General features: G+C 66.6%; 20 protein-coding genes. 7 read left to right on the top strand and 13 right to left on the bottom strand.

All coding sequences use genetic code 11. The annotated features are described in order from the left end of the window. Window positions 1-4: 4 nt before the first annotated feature. From FB547_RS31240 to FB547_RS31225, 4 genes are read right to left on the bottom strand one after another with little or no spacing between them, the layout of a single operon-like run. Window positions 5-1,006, bottom strand: a complete 1,002-nt coding sequence (locus FB547_RS31240) for an Ldh family oxidoreductase (RefSeq protein WP_145747495.1) — start codon at window positions 1,004-1,006, stop codon at window positions 5-7. After that, window positions 1,003-1,932 (bottom strand): hydroxyacid dehydrogenase, encoded by a 930-nt coding sequence (locus tag FB547_RS31235; protein ID WP_145747494.1) that lies wholly within the window; start codon window positions 1,930-1,932, stop codon window positions 1,003-1,005. The genes FB547_RS31240 and FB547_RS31235 overlap by 4 nt, the downstream gene beginning before the upstream one ends. A gap of 25 nt (window positions 1,933-1,957) precedes the next feature. Continuing rightward, window positions 1,958-3,133 carry a UxaA family hydrolase gene (locus FB547_RS31230; RefSeq protein WP_145747493.1) on the bottom strand — a complete coding sequence of 392 codons (1,176 nt, stop codon included), beginning with the start codon at window positions 3,131-3,133 and terminating at the stop codon, window positions 1,958-1,960. Window positions 3,134-3,186: 53 nt separating this feature from the next. Continuing rightward, window positions 3,187-3,468: a UxaA family hydrolase gene (locus FB547_RS31225; protein WP_015866594.1), complete on the bottom strand. Its 282-nt coding sequence runs from the start codon at window positions 3,466-3,468 to the stop codon at window positions 3,187-3,189. Window positions 3,469-3,593: 125 nt separating this feature from the next. On the opposite strand from FB547_RS31225, the gene FB547_RS31220 reads away from it, so the two are divergent. Beyond that, entirely contained in the window at window positions 3,594-4,364 is a 771-nt protein-coding gene (locus FB547_RS31220) for a GntR family transcriptional regulator (RefSeq protein ID WP_145747492.1), read from the top strand. 15 nt (window positions 4,365-4,379) lie between these two features. Here FB547_RS31220 and FB547_RS31215 read toward each other — a convergent pair whose 3' ends face one another. After that, window positions 4,380-5,315 carry a LysR family transcriptional regulator gene (locus tag FB547_RS31215; RefSeq protein ID WP_145747491.1) on the bottom strand — a complete coding sequence of 312 codons (936 nt, stop codon included), beginning with the start codon at window positions 5,313-5,315 and terminating at the stop codon, window positions 4,380-4,382. An 81-nt stretch (window positions 5,316-5,396) separates the two neighbouring features. Here FB547_RS31215 and FB547_RS31210 point away from each other — a divergent pair, with 81 nt between their 5' ends. Genes FB547_RS31210 through FB547_RS31195 form a run of 3 tightly spaced genes read left to right on the top strand, consistent with a single transcriptional unit; the run spans window position 5,397 to window position 10,118 of the window. Further along, window positions 5,397-8,342, top strand: a complete 2,946-nt coding sequence (locus tag FB547_RS31210) for a molybdopterin oxidoreductase family protein (protein ID WP_145747490.1) — start codon at window positions 5,397-5,399, stop codon at window positions 8,340-8,342. Next, a complete protein-coding gene (locus FB547_RS31200) occupies window positions 8,339-9,181 on the top strand; it encodes a 4Fe-4S dicluster domain-containing protein (protein WP_410000824.1) in 843 nt (280 codons plus the stop codon). Before FB547_RS31210 ends, FB547_RS31200 begins: the two co-directional genes overlap by 4 nt. A gap of 4 nt (window positions 9,182-9,185) precedes the next feature. After that, window positions 9,186-10,118: a dimethyl sulfoxide reductase anchor subunit family protein gene (locus tag FB547_RS31195; protein WP_145747489.1), complete on the top strand. Its 933-nt coding sequence runs from the start codon at window positions 9,186-9,188 to the stop codon at window positions 10,116-10,118. Between the two features lie 21 nt (window positions 10,119-10,139). Here FB547_RS31195 and FB547_RS31190 read toward each other — a convergent pair whose 3' ends face one another. The 5 genes from FB547_RS31190 to FB547_RS31170 form a co-directional block, all read right to left on the bottom strand. Beyond that, window positions 10,140-11,069: an SMP-30/gluconolactonase/LRE family protein gene (locus tag FB547_RS31190; protein ID WP_145747488.1), complete on the bottom strand. Its 930-nt coding sequence runs from the start codon at window positions 11,067-11,069 to the stop codon at window positions 10,140-10,142. 58 nt (window positions 11,070-11,127) lie between these two features. Next, complete coding sequence (locus FB547_RS31185; RefSeq protein WP_145747487.1) at window positions 11,128-13,305, bottom strand: xanthine dehydrogenase family protein molybdopterin-binding subunit; 2,178 nt, start codon at window positions 13,303-13,305, stop codon at window positions 11,128-11,130. Further along, window positions 13,302-14,294, bottom strand: coding sequence for an FAD binding domain-containing protein (locus FB547_RS31180; RefSeq protein ID WP_145747486.1), 993 nt, complete (start codon window positions 14,292-14,294; stop codon window positions 13,302-13,304). Before FB547_RS31180 ends, FB547_RS31185 begins: the two co-directional genes overlap by 4 nt. Then, window positions 14,291-15,055, bottom strand: a complete 765-nt coding sequence (locus tag FB547_RS31175) for a 2Fe-2S iron-sulfur cluster-binding protein (protein WP_145747485.1) — start codon at window positions 15,053-15,055, stop codon at window positions 14,291-14,293. Before FB547_RS31175 ends, FB547_RS31180 begins: the two co-directional genes overlap by 4 nt. 143 nt (window positions 15,056-15,198) lie before the next feature. Continuing rightward, on the bottom strand, window positions 15,199-15,762 hold the full coding sequence (locus FB547_RS31170; protein WP_145747484.1) for an HD domain-containing protein: 564 nt from the start codon (window positions 15,760-15,762) through the stop codon (window positions 15,199-15,201). 229 nt (window positions 15,763-15,991) lie between these two features. Between FB547_RS31170 and FB547_RS31165 the strand changes: the two genes are divergently transcribed. Further along, window positions 15,992-16,297 carry a hypothetical protein gene (locus FB547_RS31165; RefSeq protein ID WP_145747483.1) on the top strand — a complete coding sequence of 102 codons (306 nt, stop codon included), beginning with the start codon at window positions 15,992-15,994 and terminating at the stop codon, window positions 16,295-16,297. Between the two features lie 6 nt (window positions 16,298-16,303). Here FB547_RS31165 and FB547_RS31160 read toward each other — a convergent pair whose 3' ends face one another. After that, window positions 16,304-19,309 carry a transglycosylase domain-containing protein gene (locus FB547_RS31160; RefSeq protein ID WP_145747482.1) on the bottom strand — a complete coding sequence of 1,002 codons (3,006 nt, stop codon included), beginning with the start codon at window positions 19,307-19,309 and terminating at the stop codon, window positions 16,304-16,306. A 180-nt stretch (window positions 19,310-19,489) separates the two neighbouring features. After that, window positions 19,490-20,443, bottom strand: a complete 954-nt coding sequence (locus FB547_RS31155) for a bifunctional enoyl-CoA hydratase/phosphate acetyltransferase (protein WP_145747481.1) — start codon at window positions 20,441-20,443, stop codon at window positions 19,490-19,492. Between the two features lie 410 nt (window positions 20,444-20,853). On the opposite strand from FB547_RS31155, the gene FB547_RS31150 reads away from it, so the two are divergent. Both FB547_RS31150 and FB547_RS31145 read left to right on the top strand, forming a co-directional pair. Continuing rightward, window positions 20,854-22,317: a tyrosine-type recombinase/integrase gene (locus tag FB547_RS31150; protein WP_261380462.1), complete on the top strand. Its 1,464-nt coding sequence runs from the start codon at window positions 20,854-20,856 to the stop codon at window positions 22,315-22,317. A 376-nt stretch (window positions 22,318-22,693) separates the two neighbouring features. Further along, window positions 22,694-25,675, top strand: a complete 2,982-nt coding sequence (locus FB547_RS31145; protein ID WP_145747480.1) for a TrlF family AAA-like ATPase — start codon at window positions 22,694-22,696, stop codon at window positions 25,673-25,675. A gap of 149 nt (window positions 25,676-25,824) precedes the next feature. Here FB547_RS31145 and FB547_RS31140 read toward each other — a convergent pair. Then, window positions 25,825-26,726 (bottom strand): hypothetical protein (locus tag FB547_RS31140; protein WP_222431260.1); only part of this gene is annotated, 902 nt, incomplete at its 5' end.

Raw genomic sequence — 26,726 nt, 5'->3', positions numbered from 1 at the left:
GCGTCTACCTTCGCCACTGCGCGAGCAACGCCTCGGGTACCTCGATGCCCCCTGCCTCGGCGCGCAGCCGCAGTTCCTCGCGCCGCGCGCCGGGCAGGCGCACGCCGTCGTCGCGCAGCATCTCGGCCACCAGTACCTCGACGCGGTCGAGGTAGCCCGCAGAGCCCGCGAGCGCGCCGGGGTCGATGACGATGAAGGCCTGGCCGATGCGCGGACGGTTGCCGGCGTCCTCGAAGAAGCTCGATGCCTCGAAACCGAACTGCGCACCGATCAGCGCCGTGACGAGCAGCTCGACCACCAGCGCCAGCATCGCGCCCTTGGGGCTGGTGGCCGCACCGATGGGCAGCATCGAGCCTTCGAGCGCCGCCTGCGCGTCGGTGGTCGGCAGGCCGTTGCGGTCGACGGCCCAGCCGGCCGGTATGGCCTTGCCCTGCTTCGCGGCCACCATGACCTTGCCGCGCGCCGCTTCCGACAGGCTCAGGTCGATGGCGAGGGGGAGCGCACCGCGGCGCGGAAAGATCGCCGCCACCGGGTTGGTCCCGAAGATGGGATGGCGCCCGCCGGCCGCCGGCATCGCGGCCGGCGAGTTGGCAAAGCCGAGCCCGACCATGCCGGCCTCCGCCACCGGCCGCAGGTGGTCGACCACCACGCCGCAGTGGTGGCTGCCCGTGACGCCCGCAATGGCAATGCCGAAGTCGCGCGCACGACCGATGGCCTCGGCTACGGCCATCTCGCAGGCCGCGAAGGCCAGGCCCTCGTGCGCATCGATCAGCGCCGCCGCGCCTTTCTGGCGGCGCAGCGCCGGCACCGCGCTGCCATTCACCCGGCCGTTGCGCAGGTGCGTGGCGTACTGGGCCACGCGGGAGAGCCCGTGCGAGCCCAGGCCCTGCGCCTCGGCCAGCACCAGTGCACGCGCGGCGGCCGCCGCCATCGCCTCGTTCGCGCCGGCCGCGCGCAGTGCCGCGGCCACGGCGTCGCGCGCCTGCTGAAGACTCAGCATCGTCATGGTTCCAGTGCCTCCAGCACCTTCTGTGCAATCAGGCTGCTCACGCGCTCGTTCGACTCGGCGGTCACGCCCGCGATGTGCGGTGTCAGCAGCAGGTTGGGGCAGTCCTCGAAATGCGGGCTGGCCGCGAGCGGCTCGGCGTCGAACACATCGAGCGCCGCACCGCCGAGCCGGCCTTCGCGCAGCGCAAGCGCCACGGCGGCTTCGTCGACGATGCCGCCGCGCGAGGTGTTGACGAGCACCGCGCCGCCCTTCATGGCCGCGATGCGCGGCGCGTGGAAGAGGTTGCGCGTGCCGTCCACCAGTGGCAGGTGCAGGCTCACCACGTCGGCTTGCGCCACCAATGCGTCGAGGCCCAGCGGCTGCGTGCCCGTTGCGGCGAAGGCCGGGTGGCTGCCGTCCATCATGGCGTCGAAGGCCACCGTGCGCATGCCGAGCGCCCGCGCGAGCCGCGCCGTCAGCTGGCCGATGGCGCCGAAGCCGACCAGCCCGAGCGTCTTGCCCGCCAGCTCGCGCCCGTTCGACAGCGCGTTGCGTGGCCAGCGCCCCGCGGCCACCGCGGCGGTGGAGCCGTAGGCGCCGCGCAGCAGCATCATCGCGCTCGCAATCACATACTCGGCCACGCTCAGCGCGTTGGCGCCCGTGGCCGGAATCACCCGGATGCCGCGCGCTTCGCAGCCCGCCACGTCGATGTTGTCGAGGCCCACGCCCAGGCGGCCCACCACCGTGCACTGCGTGAGCGCATCCAGCAGTTCGCCGCGCACCTGCGTGCGGTTGCGCACGATGAGCGCATGGGCCCACTTCGCTTCCTGGTAGAGCCGGGCGCCGTCGTCCACCAGCGCCACGTCGTGGAGCACGTCGTGCCGCTCGCGCAGTTGCGCAACCGCGGCGGCGTCCATGAACTCCGCAATCACTATTCGCTTCATGATGCTTTCCGTTGCGCGGGCGCCGTCAGGCCGACTCGTACAGCCGCGTCAGCACGAACTCGCGGTGGCCCAGCGCTTCGGCCGCGGTGAGCCGGCCGTTGGCGGTGCGCAGCATGCATTCGAGCAGCTGGTCGCCGGCCTGGTCGAGCGTCATCTCGCGCTGTAGCAGGCCCGAGGTGTCGACGTCGACGTGTTCACTCATGAGCCGCACGGTGCGCGGATTGGCGCAGATCTTGATGACCGGCAGGATCGGGTTGCCGATCACGTTGCCCTGGCCCGTGGGGAAGAAGTGCACCGCGTAGCCCGAGGCGGCGCACAGCGTCACCATCTCGGCCGCCGCGCTGGACGAGTCCATGAACCACAGGCCCGGGCCGGTGGGCATCTCGGCCTTGTCGAGCACGCCGTCCACCATGCACTTCTTGCCGATCTTCTGGATGTTGCCGAGCGCTTTTTCCTCGATGGTCGTCAGGCCGCCCGCGATGTTGCCCTTGGTGGGCTGCGAGTCCGACAGGTCGCTGGTCTTGTGGCGGTTGATCATGTCCTGGTAGCGGTTGAACATGAACATGAAGCGCTCCTTCACGTCGGGCGTGCGGCAGCGCTCCGCGACGATGCGCTCGCCGCCGGTGATCTCGGAGGTTTCGCCGAACACCAGCGTGTTGCCGGTCTCGTAGAGCTTGTCGAAGGCGTTGCCCACGGTGGGGTTGGAGCCGCAGCCCGAGGTGGTGTCGCTCTCGCCGCACTTGGTCGAGACCCAGAGTTCGTGGATGCCGCAGGGCTCGCGCCGCTTCTCGCTCGCGTTCTGCACGAACTCGCGCGCCACCTTGCTCGCGCGCAGGATGGTGTCGTGGTCGCCATGGCCCTCGATGCCGAAGCCGGCCACCGGCTTGCCCGTGGCGGCGATGCCGTCGACCACCTTCTGCGTCCAGCTGTCCTCGATGCCGATGACGACGACCGCCGCCACGTTCGGGTTGCAGCCCGCGCCGATCAGCGTGCGGAAGTGCAGTTCCAGGTCGGCGCCGAACTGCAGGCGGCCGTAGGGATGCGGAATGGCGAGCGCGCCCTTGATGTTGTGGGCCACCGCTTCGGCGGCCGCGTTGGAGAGATCGTCCAGCGGCAGGATGATGACGTGGTTGCGCACGCCGACGCGGCCGTTTTCGCGGCGGTAGCCGAGGAAGGTGGTGTCTTTGGAAATGATGGACATGCTGTGCTTTCTGATTCGTGGGGAATGGAAGTGGGCGAAGCGGAGGCGATGTCTTACCAGCGCTTGGTCTTGATGTTCTGGACGTGCGCGTGCTCGCCGGCCTTGATCGGCGCCACCACCTTGCCCATGTCGATGCCGTACTTCCACACCGTGTCGCCGGGCGCCATGTCCTTGAGGGCGACCTTGTGGCCGATCGGGATGTCCTGGCGCGCATCGACGCTGGTCATGCGGTCCTCGTCCATGATCCAGCCGCTGAGCGACATGCCGGCCTTGACGCCTTCCACCACCACGACCGCGACCGTGTCCTTCGCGTCGTGCAGAACGAAATGAATCATCGTTGTCTCCTGTTTGACTCGCTGAGAATTTGCAGCCGGGCCAGTGTCCGAGTGCGCGTCTCCGCGTGTCAAACAGGTCATATGGATGACTTGGATGAATCGCGATGCGGCCGCCACAATGCGCCATGCCCCGCTCGACAGACATCTCCGCGTTCGAACCGATTTCCGCCGAGTCTGCGGGCGCGCCGCTCTACCGCCTCGTCAAGCGCTCGCTGCTGCGCGCCATCGAATCGGGACGCTGCGCGGCCGGCAGCGTGCTGCCGAGCGAGAGCGAGCTGGCTGCGGCGCTCGGCGTGTCGATCGGCACGCTGCGCCACGCAACAGACGACCTGGTGGCCGAGCACATCCTCGTGCGGCGGCAGGGGCGCGGCACCTTCGTTGCGGTGCACAACGACGATCGCTTCATGTTCCAGTTCTTCCATGTGGAGCGCAGCGACGGTCTCCGGCAGGCGCCGCAGGTGGAGTTCGTCGCCTTCGAGCGCGTGCGCATGGACGAGGAGCCCGCGCAGGCGCTGGGCCTGCGAACCGGCGAGCCCGCCATCCAGATCGACAACCGGCTGCTGCTGCAGGGCCGGGCGGTGATCCACGACCGGCTCACGCTGCCGGCGCTGCTGTTCAAGGGCCTGACCGAGAAGCGCTTTCGCGAACGGCCGAGCACCATCTACCACCTCTACCAGACCGAGTTCGGCATCACGGTGACGCTGGCGCGCGAGCGTGCACGCGCGATCGCGGCCGACCGCAGCGTGGTGCGCATCCTTGGCGTGGCGCCGGGCGCGCCGGTGATGGAGGTGCGGCGCACCGCGCTCAGCTTCGGCGACAAGCCGGTGGAGTACCGCGTCTCGACCATCAACACGGCGCAGTACGAGTACGTGCACCTGCTGTCGCGGCCGGCCTGAGCGGCGCTGCGCGGCTTAGCGCGCGGCCGGCATGCGCGGCACCGTCGCCCCGCAGTGCCGCAGGAAATCGGCGGTGGCGCGGCCGAGCAGCTTGTCGCGGTGCATCACCGTGGCCAGCCGCCGCATGCCCGCCGGCAGCCGCGTGCGCAGTTCGATCAGGTGGCCGTCTTCCAGTGCCTGCGCCACCGTGTAGCGCGAGAGGCAGGCCAGCCCGGTGCCCGAGGCCACCACGCGCTTGATGGCCTCGGTGCTGCCGAGCTCGAAGCCCACGCGCACCTGCTCCAGGTTCTGGATCAGCCACGCATCGGTGACCTGGCGCGTGCCCGAACCGTGTTCGCGCAGCACCCAGGTGGCCTGCGAGAGCTGGTAGTGCGTGGCGATGCGCCTGGCGAGCGGATGCCCCGGCGCGGCCACGATCACCAGCTCGTCCTCGCGCCATGCGCGCACCACCAGGTCGGGGTGGGTCTGCGGCCCCTCGATGAAGCCGACATCCACGTCGAAGCCCGCCACCGCCTCGATCACGTCGCGCGTGTTGGCAATGTGCAGGTGCACCTGGCTCTGGGGATGCAGCGCCGTCCATTGCGATACGCGCTCGGGCAGCAGGTATTCGCCGATGGTGAAGCTGGCTGCCACGCGCAGCGGCGCCGCATGCTCGCCGCTGAACAGCGCCTCCACTTCGCCGGCCTGGTCGAGCAGGGCCTGGGCCCTGGGCAGCAGCGCGCGGCCGTTCTCGTTGAGCACCAGGCGGCGGCCGAGCCGGTCGAACAGCAGGGCGCCGACGGAAGACTCCAGGTCGGCCAGTGCGCTGCTCGCGGCCGACTGCGAGCGCGCGACGCGGTCGGCCGCGGCGCGCGTGCTGCCGCCCCGGGCCGTGGCCACGAACACCTCGAGCTGGCGCAGGTTGAGGCGAAGCCGCTGGGCGGTGTGCTGCTGATCTGTTTTTCCGGTCATCGTGAGCGATATTCTCCGCTTTTTCGTTTGATCGAGGCTCTCTAACATCGGCGCAGCCCCGCAAAAAAAGAAGGACCGCCAGTGTTCAGCTTCCTGTCCCGAGAGCCCGTCCACGATCCGCTCGACGCCCCCACGCCCACGGCCCACACCCAGGTCAAGACCACCACCTGCTACATGTGCGCCTGCCGCTGCGGCATCCGCGTGCACCTGCGCGAAGGCGAGCACGGCCCTGAGGTGCGCTACATCGACGGCAACCCCGCGCATCCGCTGAACCAGGGCGTGATCTGCGCCAAGGGCTCGTCGGGCATCATGAAGCAGGTGTCGCCCGCGCGCCTCACGCAGCCGCTGCTGCGCAAGGCCGGCAGTGAGCGCGGGGCCGGGGAGTTCGAGCCCATCAGCTGGGAGCGCGCCTTCGACATGCTCACCGAGCGGCTCGGCAAGATCCGTGCGACCGACCCGAAGAAGTTCGCGCTCTTCACAGGCCGCGACCAGATGCAGGCGCTCACCGGCCTGTTCGCGCGCCAGTTCGGCACGCCCAACTATGCGGCGCACGGCGGCTTCTGCTCGGTCAACATGGCCGCGGGAATGATCTACACCGTCGGCGGCAGCTTCTGGGAATTCGGCGGGCCCGACCTCGACCGCGCCAGGCTGTTCGTGATGATCGGCACGGCCGAGGACCATCACAGCAACCCGATGAAGATTGCCATCAGCAAGTTCAAGCGCGCGGGCGGCCGCTTCATTTCGATCAACCCGGTGCGCACGGGCTACTCGGCCATTGCCGACGAATGGATTCCGATCAAGCCCGGCACCGACGGCGCCTTGTTCATGGCGCTGCTGCACGAGCTGATCGCGAGCGACCTGATCGACCACGCCTTTCTCAAGCGCTTCACCAATGCGCCGCAGCTCGTGGTGCTGGACGACTGCGAGCGCCAGGGCCTGTTCGCGTTCGACCCGGACCCGACGCGCGGGCCGCCCGGCGACGGCCGCCATCCGCACAACAAGCTGGTGTGGGACAAGAGCAGCGGCAGCGTGAAGAACGCCTACCCCGAAGGCATTGCCGACGGCTGCGACCCGGCACTCGAGGGTCACTACACGCTGGCCGACGGCACGCGCGTCGCACCCTCGTTCCAGCTGCTGCGCGATCGCGTGGCCAGCTGCACGCCCGAGTGGGCCGAGGCCATCACCGGCATCGATGCGCAGCGCATCCGCAAGCTCGCGCGCGAGATGGGCGAGACCGCGCTCAGGCAAGCCTTCGAACTGCCCATTGCATGGACCGATGCCTGGGGCAAGAAGCATGCGACCACACAGGCGCGGCCCGTGGCCTTCCACGCCATGCGCGGGCTCGCGGCGCATTCGAACGGCTTCCAGACGGTGCGCGCGCTGGCGGTGCTGATGAGCGTGCTCGGCACCATCGACGCGCCCGGCGGCTTCCGCCACAAGGCGCCGTACCCGCGCCACATCGTGCCCAACTACCGCGCCTTCAACGACCCCGGCATGATCCAGCCCAACACGCCGCTCAATGCCGCGCCGCTGGGCTTTCCGGCCAACCCGGAAGAGCTGGCCATCAACCCCGACGGCTCGCCGATCCGCATCGACCATGCGTTCTCGTGGGAGCATCCGCTGTCGGCCCATGGGCTCATGCACAACGTGATCACCAATGCGGTCAAGGGCGACCCCTACCGCATCGACACGCTGCTGATCTTCATGGCCAACATGGCCTGGAACTCCAGCATGAACACCATGGCCGTGCGCGAGATGCTCAACCGAAAGGACGAGAAGGGCGAGCACATGATTCCCTTCCTGGTGGTGTGCGACGCCTTCCAGAGCGAGACCGTGGCCTTTGCCGACCTGGTGCTGCCCGACACCACGTACCTCGAGCGGCACGACGTGATGAGCATGCTCGACCGGCCGATCTCGGAGTTCGACGGGCCGGTCGATTCGGTGCGCATTCCGGTGGTGCCGCCGACCGGCCAGTGCAAGCCTTTCCAGGAAGTGCTGATCGAGCTGGCCTCGCGCCTGAAGTTTCCGGCCTTCACCACGCCCGAAGGCGGGCGCAGGTTCGCGGGCTATCCGGACTTTGTCGTCAACTTCCAGCCGCAGCCGGGCATCGGCTTTCTGATGGGCTGGCGCGGCAAGGACGGCACCGAGCACCTGCGCGGCGAGCCCAACCCCAAGCAGTGGGAGGCCTATGCGCAGAACAACTGCGTGTTCCAGTACCACATGCCCGAGACCATGCACTACATGCGCAACTGGAACCGCGAGTACCTCGACTTCGCAAAGGACAAGGGCTGGCGCCAGCGCAACGACCCGGTGCAGCTGGCGCTGTATTCCGACACGCTGCAGAGCTTCCGCCTGGCCGCGCAGGGCAAGAGCGCGGGCCGGCAGCCGCCCGATGCGCTGCGGGGGCGCATCGACACCTACTTCGATCCGCTGCCTTTCTGGTACCCGCCGCTCGAGGAGGCCTCGACCGATCTCGATGCCTATCCGCTCAACGCCATCACCCAGCGGCCGATGGCGATGTACCACTCGTGGGATTCGCAGAACGCGTGGCTTCGGCAGATCCACAGCCACAACTATCTTCACGTGAACCCGCTCACCGCGCAGGCCGCGGGCATTGCCGACGGCGGCTGGTGCTGGGTCGAGAGCCAATGGGGCCAGGTGCGCTGCATGCTGCGCTACAGCGAGGCGGTGGAGCCCGGCACCGTGTGGACCTGGAACGCCATCGGCAAGGCCGATGGCGCCTGGCAGCTGGCGCCCGGCGCGGACGAGGCGCGCAAGGGCTTTCTGCTCAACCACCTGATCAGCGAGGAGCTGCCCTGCGCGGGCACCGCCAGTGGGCGCATCAGCAATTCGGATCCGGTCACGGGCCAGGCGGGCTGGTACGACGTGCGCGTGCGCATACGGCCCGCGGAACCGGGCGAGCCGGAAGAAAGCTTTCCGCAGATGGCGAGCATGCCGAGCGCACCCGGGGTGCTGGGGAAGGCGGCGAGCGTGTTGACGTACTTTGCGGGGAGGGGGAAGAAATGATGCAGTGGCTCAAGGATTTGATGGCCCCGGATCTGCTCCCTCCCCTTCCGGGGGAGGGCAGGGGTGGGGGCAGCGGCGCTGGAACTGGCAGCCATGCGGTGATGAAGGCCGCTGTGCCCCCACCCCAGCCCTCCCCCGGAAGGGGAGGGAGAAATGCCTGCGTACGCGCCGAACCGGGCGAAACTCTCGCCAAGCAACTCGCCCTCGTCATCGACCTCAACGTCTGCGTCGGCTGCCATGCCTGCGTCACGTCGTGCAAGCAGTGGAACACCTCCGGCAGCGCCGGCCCGCTCGCGGATGCGCAGCCCTATGGCGCCAATCCCACCGGCACTTTCTTCAACCGCGTGCAGACCTACGAGGCCGGCACCTTTCCGGCCACGCAGACCGTTCACTTCCCCAAGAGCTGCCTGCACTGCGAAGATCCGCCCTGCGTGCCCGTGTGCCCCACGGGTGCCAGCTACAAGCGCAAGGAAGACGGCATCGTGCTGGTCGACTACGACAAGTGCATCGGCTGCAAGTACTGCGCGTGGGCCTGTCCCTACGGCGCGCGCGAGCTCGACGAGGAGCGCCAGGTCATGACCAAGTGCACGCTGTGCGTCGACCGCATCTACGACGAGCACCTGCCCAAGGAAGACCGCAAGCCCGCCTGCGTCAAGGCCTGCCCCACCGGCGCGCGCCTGTTCGGCGACGTGAAGGATCCGGACTCCGAAGTGTCCAGGGCCATCCGCGAACGCGGCGGCTACCAGCTGATGCCTGAGTGGGAGACCAGCCCAGCCAACCAGTACCTGCCGCGCCACGTCACGCAGCAGACCACCCCCTCGATCGAAACGCAGGAGTAGCCGCATGCATCCCGCGTTCTCCATTCTTTTCTTCACCACGCTGGCCGGCGCCGCGCAGGGCCTGGTCGTCGCGCTTGCGCTCGCAGTGCTGTTCGGCCTGGGCCTCGCGCCCGGCTTTCTCACGCTGGCGCTCGGCGTGGCCGAAGTGCTGCTCGTGGCTGGCTTGGCCGCGTCATTCATGCACCTGGGCCGCAAGAGCCGCGCATGGCGCGCCGTGCTGATGTGGCGCACCTCGTGGATGTCGCGTGAAGTCATCGTGCTGCCGGCCTTCATCGCGCTGGTGGCGCTGTGGTGGCTGTCGCTGCGATTCGGCGCCGGCGCGCCATGGTCGTGGCTGCTGCCGGTGCTGGTGCTGTGTGGCGCGGCCGCGCTCTGGTACTGCACCGCCATGATCTACGCCTGCCTGCGCTTCATCGAGGAATGGGCGCATCCGCTCACCGTCGTCAACTTCACGCTCATCGGCCTGTCGTCGGGGCTGGTGCTGGCCTGTGCGATGGCTGCGCTGTCGGGTGAAACAGGTTTCGTGCAGCTGTTCGGCCCCTGGGCGCTCGCCGCCACGCTCGCGGCATGGGCCGCACGCGGCGGGGCGCTCAGGCGCAACGCGGCGATCCGCCACAAGTCGACGCTGCAATCGGCCACCGGCATCCGCGCCGAGAAGCTCGTGCAAAAGTCGATGGGCATGTCGGCCGGCTCGTTCAACACGCGCGAGTTCTTTCATGGCGCCACGCTGGCCGCGCTCAGGAACATGAAGCTCGGTTTCCTGCTGCTGGCCTTCGTGCTGCCTTCGCTGTTGCTGCTGTGGGGCGTTGCCAGCGCGGCCGTATGGCCGTGGCTGCTGGCGGTGCTGGTGCAGGCGCCAGGGCTGCTCGCGGAGCGCTGGTTCTTCTTCGCGCAGGCGAAGCACCCGCAGAACCTGTACTACCAGGTGGTGTCCTGAGGACCGGACCAAGGGCTTCGTTCAGACCTGGAAGTTCAGCTTCAGCCCCGGCGTCGGCCAGTCGTCGATGGCAATCAGCCGCCCGCTGCCCGACAGCGTGACGTAGGCCGTGCGCATGTCGCGTCCGCCGAAGCAGATGTTGGTGGTGTAGCGGTCGGGCAGCGGCATGTGTTCGCAGCTGCTGCCGTCCGGCGCGACGATGGTGATGCCGCCATGCAGCAGCGTGGCCACGCACAGGTTGCCCAGCGCATCGGCGGCCATCGAGTCGAACCGCTGGTAGTGCCCGCCCGGCGATGCGCACAGCATGCGCCCTCCGTGCGGCGACGGCCAGCCGTCCTTGCGCACACGCCCCGGCGCCGTGATGTCGAAGGCCCAGAGCCGCGCGCCTTCGGTTTCGGCGTAGTAGAGCGTGCGGCCGTCGGGCGACAGCGCGATGCCGTTGGGCGTCATCACCGGCCGCGCCACCGCATGCGCGCCGCTGCCGTCGCCGTGGCCGTAGAACAGGCCGCCGCGGTCCATGTCGCGTTCGCGCGTCTTGCCCAGGTCGGTGAAGTAGAAGCCGCCCTGCGCGTCGAACACGATGTCGTTCGGCCCGCAGAGCGCGCCGCCGTCGGCCGTGTCGTAGAGCCTCTCGGCGCGGCCTGTGGCCAGGTTCACGCGCTCGATGCGTCCGCCCAAATAGTCCTCGGCCTGGCCCACCGGGCGGTGGCAGCCGTCGGCCTCGGTGTGCCAGCGAAAGCCGCCGTTGTTGCACACGTATACCGCACCGTCCGGCCCCATGGCCGCGCCGTTCGGCCCGCCGCCAAGGTCGGCCACCACCTGCACCAGCCCGTCGTGCCGCACGCGCGTGAGCGTGCCGCGCGCAATTTCGACCAGCAGCACGGAGCCGTCGTCCATGGCAACAGGCCCTTCGGGAAACTGCAGGCCGGTGGCGAGTTCGCGGATGTGCATCGGGAGCCCCTTTTCTTCTTTGCAGGGGCTCCGAGTTTGCTTCTTCCTGGTTATTTCGTCATGCCTGGACCGGCATCAGCAGTTTGTCGGGCGTGATGGGCAGGTCGCGCACGCGCCGTCCGGTGGCGTTGTAGACCGCGTTGGCAATGGCGGCGGCCACGCTGGTGATGCCGATTTCGCCCACGCCCTTCACGCCCATGCGGTTGACGCGGATGTCGGTTTCGGGCGCAAAAAGCACCTGCACGTCGCCGATGTCCGCATTCACGGGCACGTGGTAGTCGGCCAGCGTGCGCGTGACGAAGTGGCCGCTGCGCTCGTCGAGCACCGACTCTTCCATCAGCGCGTTGCCGATGCCCCAGACAATGCCGCCGATGATCTGTGATGCCGCGGTCTTGGGGTTGAGGATGCGCCCCGCCGCAATCACCGCCAGGTAGCGCGGCACGCGCACCAGCCCCAGGTCTTCGTCGACCCACACTTCGGCAAAGTTGGCACCGAAGGCGTAGTGCGACCAGGCGGCGATGTCCGCGCCCGGCGTGGCCGTGTTGCTGGCGCGCCATTCGTTCAGCTGGGCCGCCTGCAGCAGCTCCGCCACGCTGGGTTCGCGCACGAAGCGCAAGCTCACCTTCTCGCGCAGCTGCTGCTTGGCCGCTTCGCAGACCGCGAGCGCCGCGGTGCAGAAGGTGTTGGCGCCCCAGGAGCCGCCCGAACCGGGCGTGGGCGGAAGCGCCGAATCGCCGAGCCGCACCTCGACCTTGTCGAGCGGCAGGCCCAGCGTCTCGGCGGCGGTCTGCGCAATGACGGTGTAGCTGCCGGTGCCGAGATCGGTCGCGCACATCTCCACCACCGCGCGCACATCGCGGCCGCTGCGCGTGAGCACAAGGTTGGCCGAGGCGCCGCGATGCGGTGCGCCGCGCGATGCCGCGCTCATGCCGTAGCCCACCAGCCAGTGGCCCTGCCTGCGGCTGCGCGGCATGGCGCTGCGGTTGCTCCAGCCGAATTTCTCGGCGCCGATGCGCATGCATTCGATGAGCGATCGGCTGCCGAAGGGCTTGCCCGTGTCCAGGTCGGTCCTGGCGTCGTTTCTCACGCGCAGTTCCACCGGGTCGATCTTCAATTGCTCGGCAAGCTCGTCCATCGCCGATTCGAGCGCAAAGCTGCCGGGCGCCTCGCCCGGTGCGCGGGTCCACTTCGGCGTCTGCACGTTGAGCCTGAAGGCGCGGTGGGTGACCTGCGAGTTGGGCACCTCGTACATCATCCGCGAGATGACGCCGGTCTGCTCGACGAACTCCTCGTGCACCGAGGTGTGGGTGACGGTGTCGTGGCCCAGCCCCGTGAGCCGGCCGCTGGCGTCGGCGCCGAGCCGCATGTGCTGGCGGTTGTGCTGGCGCAGTCCGACCACCATGAACATCTGCTGCCGCGTGAGCACGTGCTTGACCGGCCGCTTCACGAGGCGCGCGGCCAGCACCGCCAGCATCGCGTTGTCGCGCGTGAGGATCTTGCTGCCGAAGCCGCCGCCCACGAACGGGCACACCACGCGCACGTTCTCGCGCGGAATGCCGAAGGTGGCGGCAATGGCGGGCGCGGCATCGCTCACCATCTGCAGCGAGTGATGCACCGTGACCTTGTCGTCGCCCTCCCAGGCGGCCACAGTGGCGTGCATCTCCATCGGGTGGTGGTGCTCGATGGGCGTGTTGTAGACCGCGTCGACGGTGCCTGCCGCGGTGCGCAGGCCCTGGTCGAGGTCGCCGCGCCGCGTGTCGGTCTTGTAGCCGGCGTTGATGGCGGCCGGCGCGTAGGCGTCCTTGACGTTGGCATCGAAGCCGATGCGCGGCTTTGCCGCGTCGTAGCTCACCTTCACCAGCGTGGCCGCATGGCGCGCCTGCTCGAGCGTCTCGGCCACCACGAAGCCGATGAGCTGCCCATGGTGGTGAATGGCCGTGTCCTGCAGCAGTGGCGTGGCGCGCGTGAAGCGGTTCTGCGGCGTCTCGGGCGCGGGTGGCGCCATCCTGGGCACGTTCTTGTGCGTGAGCACCAGCAGCACGCCGGGCGATTGCTCCGCCGCCGCGGTGTCGATGTCGCGCACGCGCCCGGCCGCCACGGTGCTGCCCAGCGCAACACCGTACACCAGCCCCGGGTAGGAAAACTCGGCCGCATAGCGTGCCTGGCCGGTCACCTTGAGGCGGCCGTCCACGCGGTCGACCGGCTGCCCGATGAGGGGAGAAGCTTGTCTGTTCATGCCGTGCTCCTGCTCGTGGTTTCCAGCGCGCGCACGATGCTCCGTTTGGCCAGTTCGATCTTGAAGCGGTTGTGCTCGAAGCCCGTGGCGCCCGCCAGCGCAGCATCCGCCGCCTGTCGGAACAGCGGCAGGCCGGGCTCGGCGCCCTGCAGCAGCGCCTCGGCCTCGCGCGCGCGCCAGGGCATGTGGGCCACGCCGCCCAGGCAGATGCGCGCCTGCCGGATGCGGCTGCCCTCCATGTCGAGTGCGGCCGCCACCGACACCAGCGCAAAGGCATAGCTGGCACGGTCGCGCACCTTCAGGTAGTGCGAGCGCTGCGCGAAGCGGGCGCTCTCGGCCGGCAGGTTGATGGCGGTGATCAGTTCGCCCGGCGCCAGGTTGGCATCGAGCTCGGGCGTCTCGCCCGGCAGGCGGTGGAACTGCGCGATCGGAATCGTCCTGCGGCCTGAGGGCCCCTGCAGCTGCACCACAGCATCGAGCGCGTGCAGCGCCTGCGCCATGTCGCCCGGGTAGCTCGCGATGCACTTCGCGCTGGTGCCCAGCACCGCGTGGTTGCGGTTGAAGCCCTGCAGCGCGCTGCAGCCCGTGCCCGGCGCGCGCTTGTTGCAGGGCTGGGTCACGTCGTAGAAGTAGGGGCAGCGCGTGCGCTGGCGCAAGTTGCCGCCGTTGGTGGCGGCGTTGCGCAACTGGCCCGAGGCGCCCGCAAGAATGGCCTGCGCCACCAGCGGGTAGCGCGTGCGCAGCATTGGGTGGTTGGCCGTGTCGCTGTTGCGCGCCAGCGCGCCCAGCCGAAGGCCGCCCGCGGGCTGCGCCTCGATGGCCGCCAGCGGCAGGCGGTTGATGTCCACCAGCCGGTCGGGCGCTTCCACGCCTTCCTTCATCAGGTCGACGATGTTGGTGCCGCCGGCCAGGAATCTTGCCCCCGGCTGCGTGGCTGCTTGAACGGCCGTGTCCGCGTCGGTGGCGCGGGTGAATGCGAAGGGCTTCATGCGCGGCTCCTTCGGCTGCTGGCCGCACGCGGCATCGCCAGGCTCACTTCGCGCACCGCGGCCACGATGCCGGGGTAGGCGCCGCAGCGGCAGATGTTGCCCGACATGCGCTCGCGGATCTCGGCGTCGCTCAGCTGCGCCACCGGCCCGGTGCGGCGCACATCGGCCGTGACATGGCTCGGCGCGCCTTGCTCGGCCTCGCGCAGCATGCCCACGGCCGAGCAGATCTGCCCAGAGGTGCAATAGCCGCACTGGAACCCGTCGTGCTTGATGAAGGCCGCCTGCATCGGATGCAGCTCGCTGCCGCGCGCCAGGCCTTCGATGGTGGTGATCTCCGCCCCGTCGTGCGAGAGCGCGAGTGCCAGGCACGAGTTGATGCGGCGGCCGTTGACGAGCACCGTGCACGCGCCGCATTGGCCGTGGTCGCAGCCTTTCTTCGTACCTGGCAGCGCCATCTGCTCGCGCAGCAGGTCGAGCAGCGTCGTGCGCGGATCGACCTGCAGCGCATGCGGCTTGCCGTTGACGCGCAGGGCAAGGGCCATGGAAGAAGAGGGTGGCGCTGCGTCGGCATTCGCCTGCGCGGCCGATGCCACCGACGCGGCCATTGGCGCGGACGCCAGGATGCCGGCGATGCCGGTCGTTCCGCTTTCCGCGAGGAAGGCGCGGCGGGTCAACTGGCCGGCGGGTGCAGGGAGAAGAGGGCTGTTGGCGTCGTCAGGCAAATCATCGGCCTGCCGTTCATCGGGAAGGAGGGATGTCATCGTGTGGCAACTGGGGATCGATCGATGAAGGGACCTCGTCGCGCGGGCAGTGGCCCTTGCGCTTTTTTTCGAGGCGTCGATTCCTCAGCTTAGCCATCGATAACTTGTTGCAGGCATCGGTTTTTTTTATACCTGCGGGGTGCTCAGGCCATCCTGCGCCGCGTGTCGTCGTCGACCAGTTCGCGCAACGCGCTGAACAGCGGCGTGGTGTCCGTGTGCTTCCTGCCGTAGCCGAGATTGAAGGCGTAGTCGAAGTCCGCGGGGTTCGCGCCCTGGTTGTGCTGCAGGATCGTCTCGAGCTTGTCGAGTGCCTTCACGGCTTTCGCCTCGGGGGAGGTAGCGTTTTCGTACTCGTCCCAGAGCGACAGCAGTTCGGTGCGCAGCTTGTCGTCGAGCGGCGCCATGAGCGTGAGCAGGTCGTTGCGTTCGCGCTCGCTCTTGTCCGGATGCACATGCTGGCTCACCGCCGGAATGTCGCCATGAATGGCCTCGCCCAGGTCGTGCACCACGCACAGCTTGAGCACCTTCGACAGGTCGAGCCCGGCCAGCTCTTCCTCGAACGCCATCGCCATCAGGCACAGCCGCCAGCTGTGCTCGGCCGTGCTCTCCGCGCGGCCGGAGGAGGTGTGGCCGCTGCGCAGCACGTCCTTGAGTTTTTCCGCTTCGCGCAGGAACGCGAGCTTGCCCTTGAGTCTCTCGATGTTCATGGCGAGGGATCGTAGTCAGGCCGCGGGCGGGTGTCTACGCATGAGATATGCGCGTGGGGTGCGGACGCCGGCGGATGCGGACACCCGCCGGCGCGAATCACTGTTGGACTCGGGCTCGGCCATGCGCCTCAATCGATATGATTCGGCGGAATCGCCTCATGGAAGGGCGAATTCAGGGGGGAGATGTGTCAATGAATTCAAGTGCCGCGTCCGCATGCGAAGCGATTCGATGAAGGCCGCCTTGCGCCTTGTGCTGAACGTGTTCGCTTGGTTCTTCGCCATGCCAGTGCTTTTCGTTTTTGCGGCGGCACTCGAGAGCCACAGGATTCTCTCTATCTCCGATCACATTGCTCCGATGACCGCAGTCGTGCTTTCACTGTGGGCCGGCGTGATCTATTGGCGCTGCATCCCGAGCACGCCAAGCATGTGGCGCAGAGTCGGCTACCTTGCTGCCTTCCTGGGCGTCATGTTCCTCCTGGGATGGGCCGCAATGTGGGCGACTTTCGTCGTCATGCTGGCAATCTACGGCGCGTGATGCCTTTCAATCCCCCCCGCACCCGCTGCGCTCCAGTACAGGCAGCAGCTGCGGCCCCAGCGACTTCAGCAACTGCGTCGGCAGCGCGCTCGTGAACCGATAACGCGCGGCGTACGGTTCGTTCGCATAGACCATGATGGTGCCGAAGTAGCGGTCGCCGATCGTGAACACGAAGGTGGCCGAGCGGCTGATCTTGCGCTCGGCGCCCGCCCGTCCGCCGCGGCCGTTGTGCCCGTAGCGATGGTCGCCGGTGCCGGTCTTGCCGCCGATCTCGATCACGCGGCCGTTCGCGTCCACGAGCGCATCCTTCAGGCGCCGCGCCGTGCCGTCCTGCACCACCTGGACCAGTGCGCGGCGCACCGTGGCGGCCACCTCGGGGGGCAGCACCTGTTCGGCGCCGGCGTCGCGCGGTTCGAGCCGCGTCTCGTAGGGCGTGTCGCGCGCGAAGTGCAGTGCGCCGACCCGTTGCACCGGCCGCCGCACGCCGTCGTTGGCGATGATGCCCATCAGTTCCGCCAGCGCGGCCGGCCGGTCGCCCGAGGCGCCGATCGCGCTCGCATAGGAGGGCGTGAGCGATTCGAACGGATAGCCCAGGCGCTGCCACGAGCGGTGAATCTGCGCGAAGGCATCGAGCTCGACCAGCTCGCGCAGGCGCTTGTCCTGCGCGCTCTTGTGGCGCGTCTTGAAAAGCCAGGCGTAGACCTCCTGGCGTTCGTTCGCGCTCGCCTCCAGCACCTCGGCCAGGGTTGCGCCAGGGTGGCGCCGCAGGAACCCCACCAGCCAGAGCTCCAGCGGATGCACCCGCGCGACATAGCCGCGATCGCCGAGCGACAGGCCGGCATAGGTGGTGCGCAGCGCCCGCAGTGCGCGCGGCGAGCCGGCGCCCTTGCCCAGCCGCTGGGCGAGCAGCTCGTCGAGCCGTGCGTCGCTGGCCTCGGGCTCGATCGTGAACAGCGCGCTCGCCAGCCGCGGCGCCGATGGCTTCAGGCTGCGCATCAGCAGCGCTTCGGCGCCCGCGGCCGACTGGTGCTGGTACTTGCGATAGAAGCGGATCAGGAAGGCCGAGCCCTCGCGGTCGGCAAAGCGCGCGAGCATCTCGCGCCGGCCCGGGTCGGCCGGGTCATTCAGCAGGCGCTCGGCGTCCGACGTGCCGCCGAACATGCGGTGGCGCACCACGTCGCGCATCAGGCGGATGAAGACCAGGTTGACCGAATGCTTGAAGCCTTCGCGCACCGTCATCGATTCGCTGTTGCGTGAGCGCTCGAAGTTTTCGAACTGGTGCAGGCCGCCGCCCGTGAAGAACGATTCGCCCGGGTTCGCCGAATACTTGCGCTCCATGGCCGCCTCGAGCATCGGCGTGAGGCGGCGGTCCTTGGCGCGCAGCAGGTACTGCCGCGCCCACGCGCCCAGCGGGTCGCGCGGGTTGTTCGGCAGCGCCGCCAGCTGGGCGGGGCCCAGCCCGGCCCAGCGGGCGTGCAGTTCGGCCACGAGCTCCAGGTAGCTCACCAGCGTGCGCAGCTTGGCGGTCGAGCCCAAGTCCAGCCGCGCGCCCTGGTTCACGTCGAAGGGCTGGTTGATGTTGTCGGCCTGCACGCGCAGCAGGTTGGCCTGCGCGCCGCGCTCGAACAGCGTGAAGCTGTAGATCAGCGGAGTCGGGTCCGCACCCGGGTCGAGCAGATGGGGCCCGAACAGGCCTGCGGCCTTGGCTGCAGCGGGGGTGCGCAGGCCGGTCAGCACCTGCGCCGCGAGCGCCTGCGCTTCGCCGTCCAGGCTGGTTTCAGCTTCGAGGTCGAGCCGCTCCAGGTCATAGGCGCGCGGCACGTCGAGCAGCGTGGAGATGTGGGTGCGCAGCGCGATGGTGGCCTTGCGCTGGACGAAGTCGGTCCGCGGCGCGGCCGGCAGTTCGGGCCGCAGGTGCAGCGGCAGCGGCAGTGCCGCATCGCGCAGCGAGGGCGCGATCAGGCCCGCCTCGGCCATCAGCCGCAGGTAGCTGTCGGTCAGCCGGGCCAGGCCCGCGCCGTCGCCGAGCAGGTGCTGCGACGGGCGGCGCTGCGCGATCATCAGCGACAGCGCCTGCTTGAAGGCCTCGGCCTGGCGCCGCAGCGCCTCGGGCGTGGGCGCCGCCGCCCCTTCCGCGTTGTCGGCGAGCAGGCGGTTGACCTCGCGGAAGTCGCGCCCGTACCAGGCCCACAGGCCATCGCCCAGGCCGTGCACCTCGCCCATGCCCGGGCGCGCGGCCAGGGGCACGGTGTCGAGATAGTCGACGACGATCTGGCGGCGCCGCGCCAGCGTGTCCTCGCCGTCCTGGTAGGCGCGCACGGAGGCGGACATCATCTGGCGCAGCTTTTCGCGCACCGACGCGGTGCGGCCCTGCGGCGAATGGCGGTACTTTTCGATCTGGGTGGCCAGCGTGCTGCCGCCCGTCGCCGTCCCCCCCGGGTTGAACACCCGCAACCCCTGCTCGACCGCGGCCTTGGCAAAGCGCTCCGGATCGAGCGCGGGGTTGCGCTGCGCCGGCTCCGCGTCGAGCAGGTGGCGGTCTTCGACGAACAGCAGGGCGCTCACCAGCAGTGGTGGCACGTCCTCGAAGCGCTCGTACGCACGCTGGGGCACGCGAGTGTGCAGCAGCGCCGCATTGCGGCAGTCGCGCACGGTCAGGCCGGCCTGGTTCTTCTCGCGGTAGGGCATGAACAGCCCGCGCTCCTGCAGTTCGATCATCCGCGGCGACAGGCGGGCCTGGCGGGTGATGGCGTAGCCGTGGGGCTCCAGGCGCTGGATGAAGTCGGGAAGATCGTGGTAGCCCAGCCGCTCGTCGTAGGGCCCCGTGTGGGGGAAGCGAATGGCATCGCTGGCACCGGCGCCGACGCTGAAGCCGGCACCGCCGGCAAAGTCGCGCCAGAAGGCCGATTGCCATCGGGAAGTCTTCAGCTCGTCGACCACCGCGTAGGCGGCAAGCGCACCCAGCACGGCGAATCCGCCACCGATCCACAAGACCTTCTTGAACCTTGTCATGCTGCCTCGCACACAGTCTGAACCACGGGTTCGTGCATCGCGATGATGCGCTTTCCGCGGCCGCTTGGCGCGTGTGCGCGGCGTTCTTCGGCGCCGGAGAACTACCTATGGCGAATCAGCGCTGCCTTGGCATACAAGGTGTAGTTGGATTGTTTTAATGGCAACAAGGCGTGGCCTTTCTCAGCCCACCGCCTTGATGAGCCGTTCGCGCCCCGCCTTGGCCAGCATCGACGCCACCGCGCACGAGGCCAGGCGGGCCGGCTCCGAGTCGGCCCGGCTCGTCAGGATCACCGGCACCTTGGTGCCCAGCACGATGCCCGCCGCATAGGCTCCGCCCAGGAAGCTGAGGCTCTTCGCCAGCATGTTCCCCGCGTCCAGGCTGGGCACGATCAGCACGTTGGCGCGGCCTGCCACCGGCGAGGCGATGCCCTTGATGCGCGCCGCCTCGGCGTCGATGGCGTTGTCCATGGCCAGCGGCCCGTCGAGCTGCGCGCCCGTGATCTGGCCGCGGTCGGCCATCTTGCACAGCGCGGCGGCGTCCAGCGTGGAAGGCACCTTGGGGTTGACCGTTTCCGTGGCCGAGAGAATCGCCACCCGCACCGCCGGCATCTGCAGCGCATGCGCCAGGTCGATCGCGTTCTGCACGATGTCGACCTTCTCTTCGAGCGTGGGCGCGATGTTGATCGCGGCGTCCGAAATGATCAGCGGCTGCGCGTGGCCCGGAATGTCCATCACGAAGCAGTGACTGATGCGGCGCGACGTGCGCAGCCCGCCTTCGCGCCGCACTACCGCGGCCATCAGCTCGTCGGTGTGCAGGCTGCCCTTCATCAACGCATCGACTTCGCCGCGCAAGGCCATGGCGACGGCGGCGTCGGCTGCGGCGTGGCTGTGAGGGACGTCGACGATGGGGATGGCCGAGAGGTCTGCGTTGGCCTCGCGTGCTGCAGCTTCGATTTTTGCGCGCGGGCCGATCAGCACCGGCGCAATGAGGCCCAGCGCGGCTGAAGCCAAGGCGGCTTCGAGCGACACGGCGCTGGCCGGGTGGACGACCGCGACGCGGAGCGGTGGGAGGGCGCGGGCTGCGGCGATCAGGCGGTCGTAGTGGGGATGGGGCGCGGAGGAGGAGGGGGCCATGCGGGCTCCGGAGGGTTAGGTGGTTCGAGCAGTTTGCTGCAAGCAACTCATTGGAGGCTGTCCGCACACGTCAAGTCGGCAACACGTTTCGACCAGCTGCGCTGCCGTGCCGTCGGAGAGCGTGAACCACCGCGGGCTTTTTTTAGATGCTTGCGCTGAGATCTTCAGCCCGAGTCCGCAGCCAGTTCGCGAGTCACGACGTTTGATGGTTAGCCACCTAACACCTGGGTGAGCTCAAAGAGGCTCGGGTTTCCCCAGTCGAGATATTTCCCCTAGTGCCCGAAAACAACGCAAACGAAAAAGCCCCGTTGCTATCGGCTTGATAGCAACGGGGCTTTTAATTGGTGCCGGAGAGATGAATCGAACACCCGACCTTCTCATTACGAATGAGCGAGTGAAACCATTCGCTTGTGTTGATCTTCATTGGTAAACTCTCCATCCATCAGAGGGAAATCCGGGGTTCGACGCAGATCTTCGTTGATTGGAATTCCACAAAATTCGAAAAAAGTGGCTACATGGTGGCTACATGGATTGGGGCCAGGATGGCGCGAGCAAGGCGGGATGCACCTGTAGAACTGGGCAAGGCCATGGACTTGACGGCCGGCGCTATTGAGCGGCTGGTGTGTCCGGTGGATAAGCAGCAGGTCTTCCTTCGTGACGCAAAGGCCCCGGGCCTGCGGGTGCGGGCCACCGCCGGCGCCAAGTCGTTCGTGTTCGAGGCGAAACTGCGACGCCAGACCATCCGTCGCACTATTGGCGACGTGCGGGCCTGGACCATCGAGCGGGCCAGGGTGGAGGCCAACCGCTTACGAGTGCTGGTCGATGCCGGGCAAGATCCGAGGGCACTGGAACGCCAGGAAGAGCATGAGCGCACTGCCCGCGAGGCCACGGCCAAGGCTGAGGTGGTGACGTTCGGCGAGGCCTGGACCGAGTACATCGCCCGGGGCAAGCCAAAGAAGAAGGCTGCTTGGAAGCCCCGGTATCTGGCCGACATGCAGAAGATGGCTTCCCGCGGAGGCGAGGCCAAGAAGCGGGGTAAGGGGCTAACCCTGCCAGGCCCGATCGCGCCGCTGCTGGACATGCGGCTGAAAGACATCACGCCCCGGACCCTTCGGGCTTGGCACGGCAAGGAGGCAATGCGCGGTGCGGCCCAGGCCGCACGTGCCGTGCAAATCGTTTCCGGGTTCCTGCGGTGGTGCAGCACCGAGGATGCCTTCGAGGGCGTTGTCGATCCTCTGGCGGCTCGTGACCCGAGGGTGCAAGATCATTTGCCGTCAGCCTCCGGAAATCGGCGCACAGACGCCCTGGAAGAGGGGCAGCTTCTCGCGTGGTTTGAGGGCATCGGCACTTTGCGTAATCGCACTGCGGCCGTCTACCTGCAGGGCCTTCTCATGACTGGCGCGCGTCGTGAGGAACTGGCCGCGCTCAAATGGAGCGACGTGGATTTCCGATGGAAGAAGCTCACCATCGCCGACAAGGTTGGGGACACCCGGACCCTGCCTCTCACGCCCTACCTGTCCTCCATCCTGCGCGACCTGCCGCGGATTGAGGGCAATGGGTTCGTGTTCGCTTCTCCAGGTGCCAAGTCAGGCCGCATCGCCGACCCTCGAGCGGCGCATGCGAGCGTGCTGGCGCATGGCGGCATTGGCCACGTGACTCTGCACGGGCTGCGCCGCACTTTCGCTCTGATGGGGGAGCAGGCTGGATGCCCGGCCGGCGCCATCGCCCAGGTGATGGGCCACCGGCCTGGAAGCATGTCGGAGCGATACAAGCCGCGGACCATGGACCAGCTACGGCCCTACCTCAAGCGGCTGGAGGATTTCGTCCTCGAGAAGGGCGGTATTGCGTTCGACCCAGGCATGAAGCTTCGATGAGGGCGCGAGAGATTTTCTGAGGGGACGGCTTGCGGTCGATGTGGCAGTGCGAAACTTGCGGAAGGCTGTATTTGGATGGGCGGGACGGGACGCCGCAGTGCTTCACACCATCGACGCCGGAGACAGACAGGGCGTTGCTTCGTAAGAGCTAACGGCCCAAGAGCGGTCCGTCGGCTTCGCCCCAGAATTGTGCTTTAGCGGACCTCGCGGCGCGCGCACAACGATTGGGTGGCGGTGCGTGCGTGCGGTAGCCAGGTGGGCGCTCAGCTGCGTCTACACCAGGGTTCTGTCGGATGACTGACCTCATCTGTTACAAATCGCTTGATTCCCGGCGGCTTTCTGGCCATGGGCATATTGAACGACAACGGCTCCGTGTATGAACCAAGCCTTCAAGAAAATCAACCCTCGCGGCTCCATATGGCAGCGGTGGGATCCTCACATTCATGCACCGGGGACAGCGTTGAACGACGGCTTCGGAGGGCCGGACCCCTGGGCCGCCTTCATTGAGAAAGTCGAAAAGAGCGACCCTCCCATTAGAGCTCTTGGAATTACCGACTACTGCGGGATCGATTGCTACGTTGAAGCAGTAGCCCGGCAGAGGGGCGGCGGCTTCAAAGGGGTGGGTCTAATCTTCCCAAACGTCGAGTTTCGGCTGTCTATCGAGACCACGAAGGGGCCTGGCGTCAACCTGCACTTGTTGTTCTCGCCTGATGACGAAGATCATGTCGAACACATCAACGCCTTTCTAACTGGCCTCACGTTCAGGCATGGGGGAGAAACTTTTCGATGCGTAAGGCCGGATCTGACCCGTCTAGGCCGAGCCATCGACTCTTCGATCATCGATGACAAGGCAGCGTACCGGCGCGGCGTCACTGGGTTCAAGGTGTCGCTGGAAGCCTTGCAGGACCAGTTTTCTACCCGCGGCTGGCTCCGGGAAAATTGCCTTGTGGCTGTTGCTGGAGGTGGCTCGGACGGCACTTCCGGCCTCCAGGGCGATGGGGGGCAGTGGGAAGCCACACGAAAGAACATCGAGCGCTTCGCAGACATCATGTTCACTGCCAACCCCAAGCAGATTGCCTTCTATTTGGGCAAGGGCACGGCAACGATCAAAGATCTCGAAACCAAATGGGCCGGCAAGAAGCCATGCCTTCACGGATCTGACGCCCATACCGCTGATCGCGTCGGGTTGCCCGATGCGGCACGGCGCTGCTGGCTCAACGGAGACGTCACGTTTGAGACGCTTTTCCAAGCGGTCATCGAACCTGAAGGCAGAGTGCATATCGGTGAGGAGCCGCCGAAGGGAGCTCTGCCGGGCAACACCATCAAACAAGTGCATGTGTCCAACGCCCAATGGATGGTGCCATCGTCGCTCCCGGTTAACGCTGGAATGGTCGCCATCATCGGTGCTCGTGGGTCAGGCAAAACCGCGCTAGCTGATTTCATGGCCACTGGAGGTTGCGGCATTTCGAATCGCCTCAGCCCAAACTCTTTCCTGCGTCGCGCGGGCAAGTACCTGAAGGCAACTCGTGCTGAGCTGCTGTGGGAAAACGGCGAGACAACAGGCAACGACGTAGCGAGCGTTGAGAATGAAGACAGCTGGGATGCGCCTCATGTCCAGTACCTTTCGCAGCAGTTTGTCGAGCAGCTCTGTTCATCTGAAGGGCTGGACGACTCACTGGTTGACGAGATCCAGCGGGTGATTTTTGAGGCGCATCCGGAAGACGTTCGTATCAACACCGCCGATTTCAGCGAGCTTCTGACGTCCCGCATGCAAGCGGCGCGGGGAGCTCGTGATCGGCACCGGCACGCGTTGAAGCGTGCGACTGAGGCCATCAACGCCGAACTCGTCCGAAAAGCAGGGCTGCCAAAGCTTGAAAAAGATCGCAACGAGGTCTTGACTGCGCTAGCCAAAGACAGGGCCGATCGCAATCAGCTGGTACCGAAGGGCCAAGAAACCAGAGCCAAACGCCTCGAGGACGTCTCGGCCGCCGTCGAAACGAAGCAACGGGCGATCGCTGGAGTTCAGGCTCGCGCGCAAGCCCTGGCCGGACTTCAATCCGACGTCTTAACATTCCGTGATCAGGACGCTGCGGACTGGATCGCCGACGCCCAAGAACGAAGAAACGATGCGGGCCTGTCCATCGAGGAATGGAAGAAGTTTCGGCTGGACTTTACGGGCGATGTCGACTCGCTCTTGAAGACGCGTCTCGCAGCTGTACAGACCGAGATAACAACGCTTCAGGGGCCGTCGATCGCGCCGAGCGTTGGAGGTGCCGCCCCACAGCCTGACGTGGCGCTTATCCCTGACGGAGCCCTACTGTCGTCTCAAAGCCTTAGCCTGTTGATCCGCGAACGAGATCGGCTCCAGACGCTAGCAGGCATCGATGCTCAAAACAGCAGACGTTATCGAGCTCTAACGGACAAGATCACCCGCGCGGATACCGCTCTCGCGAAATTGAACCTCGACATAGAACGCGCGAAAAAAGCTGAGGACATGCTGGTGGAACTTCGTACCGCCCGCATCGCGGCCTACAAGGGCATTTTCACAACGGTAATTGACGAAGAGACCGAACTGACGCAGCTCTATGCTCCTCTCGGCGACCGAATCGCGCAGGGGCCGAGTGCTGTAAAGAAGCTCTCGTTCTCGGTGCGCCGTCAAGTTGATCTGAAGGCGTGGGCAGAACAAGGGGAGCGACTTCTCGATCTTCGAAAAGGAAACCTTCGAACCGGTGACCTGCTCAAGGAAGCTGAGGAGCATCTCGGTGGCGTCTGGCGTAACGGCACAGCTGAAGACGCTGCCGAAGCAATGCGCCTGTTCGTCTCGAGTTTCAGCCAGACTTTCCGACAGCAACAGCTTAGTGACGTGCCGCCTCTGCAGTGGGCCCGTGATTTCGGCCAATGGCTATACAGCACGGACCACATCCAGGTTGGTTATGGTTTGCGATACGAAGAGGTCGACATTGAGCGACTTTCACCTGGCACCCGTGGCATCGTGCTTTTGCTTCTCTACCTTGCTTTGGATGCTCACGATGAACGGCCGTTGATCATCGACCAGCCTGAGGAAAACTTGGATCCGCAGTCCGTTTTTGAAGAGCTCGTTCCGGCGTTCTGCGAAGCAAAAAAGCGCCGGCAGATTATTGTCGTCACGCACAACGCGAACCTGGTCGTGAACACCGACGTGGATCAGGTGGTCGTTGCGCGCTGCGGCCAGCATCGGCCGGACGGTCTGCCGTCCATCACGTATCAGAGCGGCGGCCTTGAAAACCGCGAGATTCGAGAAGCTGTTTGCTCCATCCTGGAGGGGGGCACCCGTGCATTTCAAGAGCGAGCTCGAAGGCTGCGGGTAAAGCTCGTTTAGGCGTGGCGCCGACGAGTTGCCCGAGAACACCGCGCTCTGAACATGAGAACGACCGCTTTATGGAAGACTCAAGTTCCGCTTTTCGGCCCTTTGCAGTCGCAGCGCTCTCACGAGGGCGGGCGTTGGCAGGCATCGAGAAAACGTGAAAATCATCCCTGCTTGGGCGGGCGCTTTTTCCCTTTAATCAGCTTTCGGCGACGATTTTTGATTTGAATTCCGTCGGGACCAATTGGCAAAAATTTTTCGTTCCTCCATTGCGTTCCATTCGGAACACTGGCGAACGATGCAGGTTTACTTTGGAAAAACAAGCCGGCTGTGGTCTGTATTCCATAATGACGACCATTTCCAGCGCTGCCGAGGCCAAGTAGTTGGGGCGGACCACCGCTGAACAGATCAGGGCAAGGGGCGTTCAAGGCATTGCAGAATCCTTCGAAGTGGACTCGACTTACTGCGGCAATCGATTTTGTCAATGGCGCCACCGCCTCAGAAACAACTTGACGCCCTGAACCATCAAACGCGATGGCCTCAGATTGACCGCGCTCCAGATCGTAGTCCGCGCGGAGCCACATTCCGCTTTCCTCAACAAAGTGGTGCCGAGTAAGGGCGAAACTGCAACCCATGCCGTGTGAATTGCGAGATCCGTGGAAAATCATGAAATCGCCTTTAAAGGAGTGAGCTTCCTTCATTTCCTTCAGGCGGTTCAAAACCCAATCTATTCTTCCGTACATCGACGTCGCCAAACCTGGTGGGATCAGGCCTTGATCGATCTCCGCGCAGATTGCAGGCAGCGCTGCGCAGGGAAAGCCAACTTGCCCAAGCATCCCAAATATCTCTGGGGAGTGTGATGGGCAGAAAAGCTTGACGCAGTCGTCGCGAAACGACTGGGCAGACAGTGTGAGGCGGCTATCGCTGGCGAAGTACAGCCCGTTTTTTCTGCTTTTGTCTGCAGCAAGCCAGTAAGCGCTCAATAAACCACGCCCTTGCGCGCGGCGCCGGAATCGATGCGCGCGCAGAGGTCTACGGTTCGACGAGCTCGATGTTCCAGGGCAGC

It is taken from the genome of Variovorax beijingensis (genome assembly GCF_007828835.1).
In the GTDB taxonomy this organism is placed as follows: Bacteria; Pseudomonadota; Gammaproteobacteria; order Burkholderiales; family Burkholderiaceae_C; genus Variovorax; species Variovorax beijingensis_A.
This window is presented reverse-complemented; position numbering and strand designations above follow the sequence as displayed.

Excerpts from the sequence above, each read along its gene's own strand:
- FB547_RS31175 (WP_145747485.1), bottom strand. The coding sequence starts at position 15,055 with ATGACATCCCTCCTTCCCGATGAACGGCAGGCCGATGATTTGCCTGAC.
- FB547_RS31145 (WP_145747480.1), top strand. The coding sequence starts at position 22,694 with ATGAACCAAGCCTTCAAGAAAATCAACCCTCGCGGCTCCATATGGCAG.
- FB547_RS31195 (WP_145747489.1), top strand. The coding sequence starts at position 9,186 with ATGCATCCCGCGTTCTCCATTCTTTTCTTCACCACGCTGGCCGGCGCC.
- FB547_RS31160 (WP_145747482.1), bottom strand. The coding sequence starts at position 19,309 with ATGACAAGGTTCAAGAAGGTCTTGTGGATCGGTGGCGGATTCGCCGTG.
- FB547_RS31185 (WP_145747487.1), bottom strand. The coding sequence starts at position 13,305 with ATGAACAGACAAGCTTCTCCCCTCATCGGGCAGCCGGTCGACCGCGTG.
- FB547_RS31235 (WP_145747494.1), bottom strand. The coding sequence starts at position 1,932 with ATGAAGCGAATAGTGATTGCGGAGTTCATGGACGCCGCCGCGGTTGCG.
- FB547_RS31170 (WP_145747484.1), bottom strand. The coding sequence starts at position 15,762 with ATGAACATCGAGAGACTCAAGGGCAAGCTCGCGTTCCTGCGCGAAGCG.
- FB547_RS31220 (WP_145747492.1), top strand. The coding sequence starts at position 3,594 with ATGCCCCGCTCGACAGACATCTCCGCGTTCGAACCGATTTCCGCCGAG.
- FB547_RS31165 (WP_145747483.1), top strand. The coding sequence starts at position 15,992 with ATGAAGGCCGCCTTGCGCCTTGTGCTGAACGTGTTCGCTTGGTTCTTC.
- FB547_RS31190 (WP_145747488.1), bottom strand. The coding sequence starts at position 11,069 with ATGCACATCCGCGAACTCGCCACCGGCCTGCAGTTTCCCGAAGGGCCT.
- FB547_RS31230 (WP_145747493.1), bottom strand. The coding sequence starts at position 3,133 with ATGTCCATCATTTCCAAAGACACCACCTTCCTCGGCTACCGCCGCGAA.
- FB547_RS31180 (WP_145747486.1), bottom strand. The coding sequence starts at position 14,294 with ATGAAGCCCTTCGCATTCACCCGCGCCACCGACGCGGACACGGCCGTT.
- FB547_RS31215 (WP_145747491.1), bottom strand. The coding sequence starts at position 5,315 with ATGACCGGAAAAACAGATCAGCAGCACACCGCCCAGCGGCTTCGCCTC.
- FB547_RS31225 (WP_015866594.1), bottom strand. The coding sequence starts at position 3,468 with ATGATTCATTTCGTTCTGCACGACGCGAAGGACACGGTCGCGGTCGTG.
- FB547_RS31240 (WP_145747495.1), bottom strand. The coding sequence starts at position 1,006 with ATGACGATGCTGAGTCTTCAGCAGGCGCGCGACGCCGTGGCCGCGGCA.
- FB547_RS31200 (WP_410000824.1), top strand. The coding sequence starts at position 8,339 with ATGATGCAGTGGCTCAAGGATTTGATGGCCCCGGATCTGCTCCCTCCC.
- FB547_RS31155 (WP_145747481.1), bottom strand. The coding sequence starts at position 20,443 with ATGGCCCCCTCCTCCTCCGCGCCCCATCCCCACTACGACCGCCTGATC.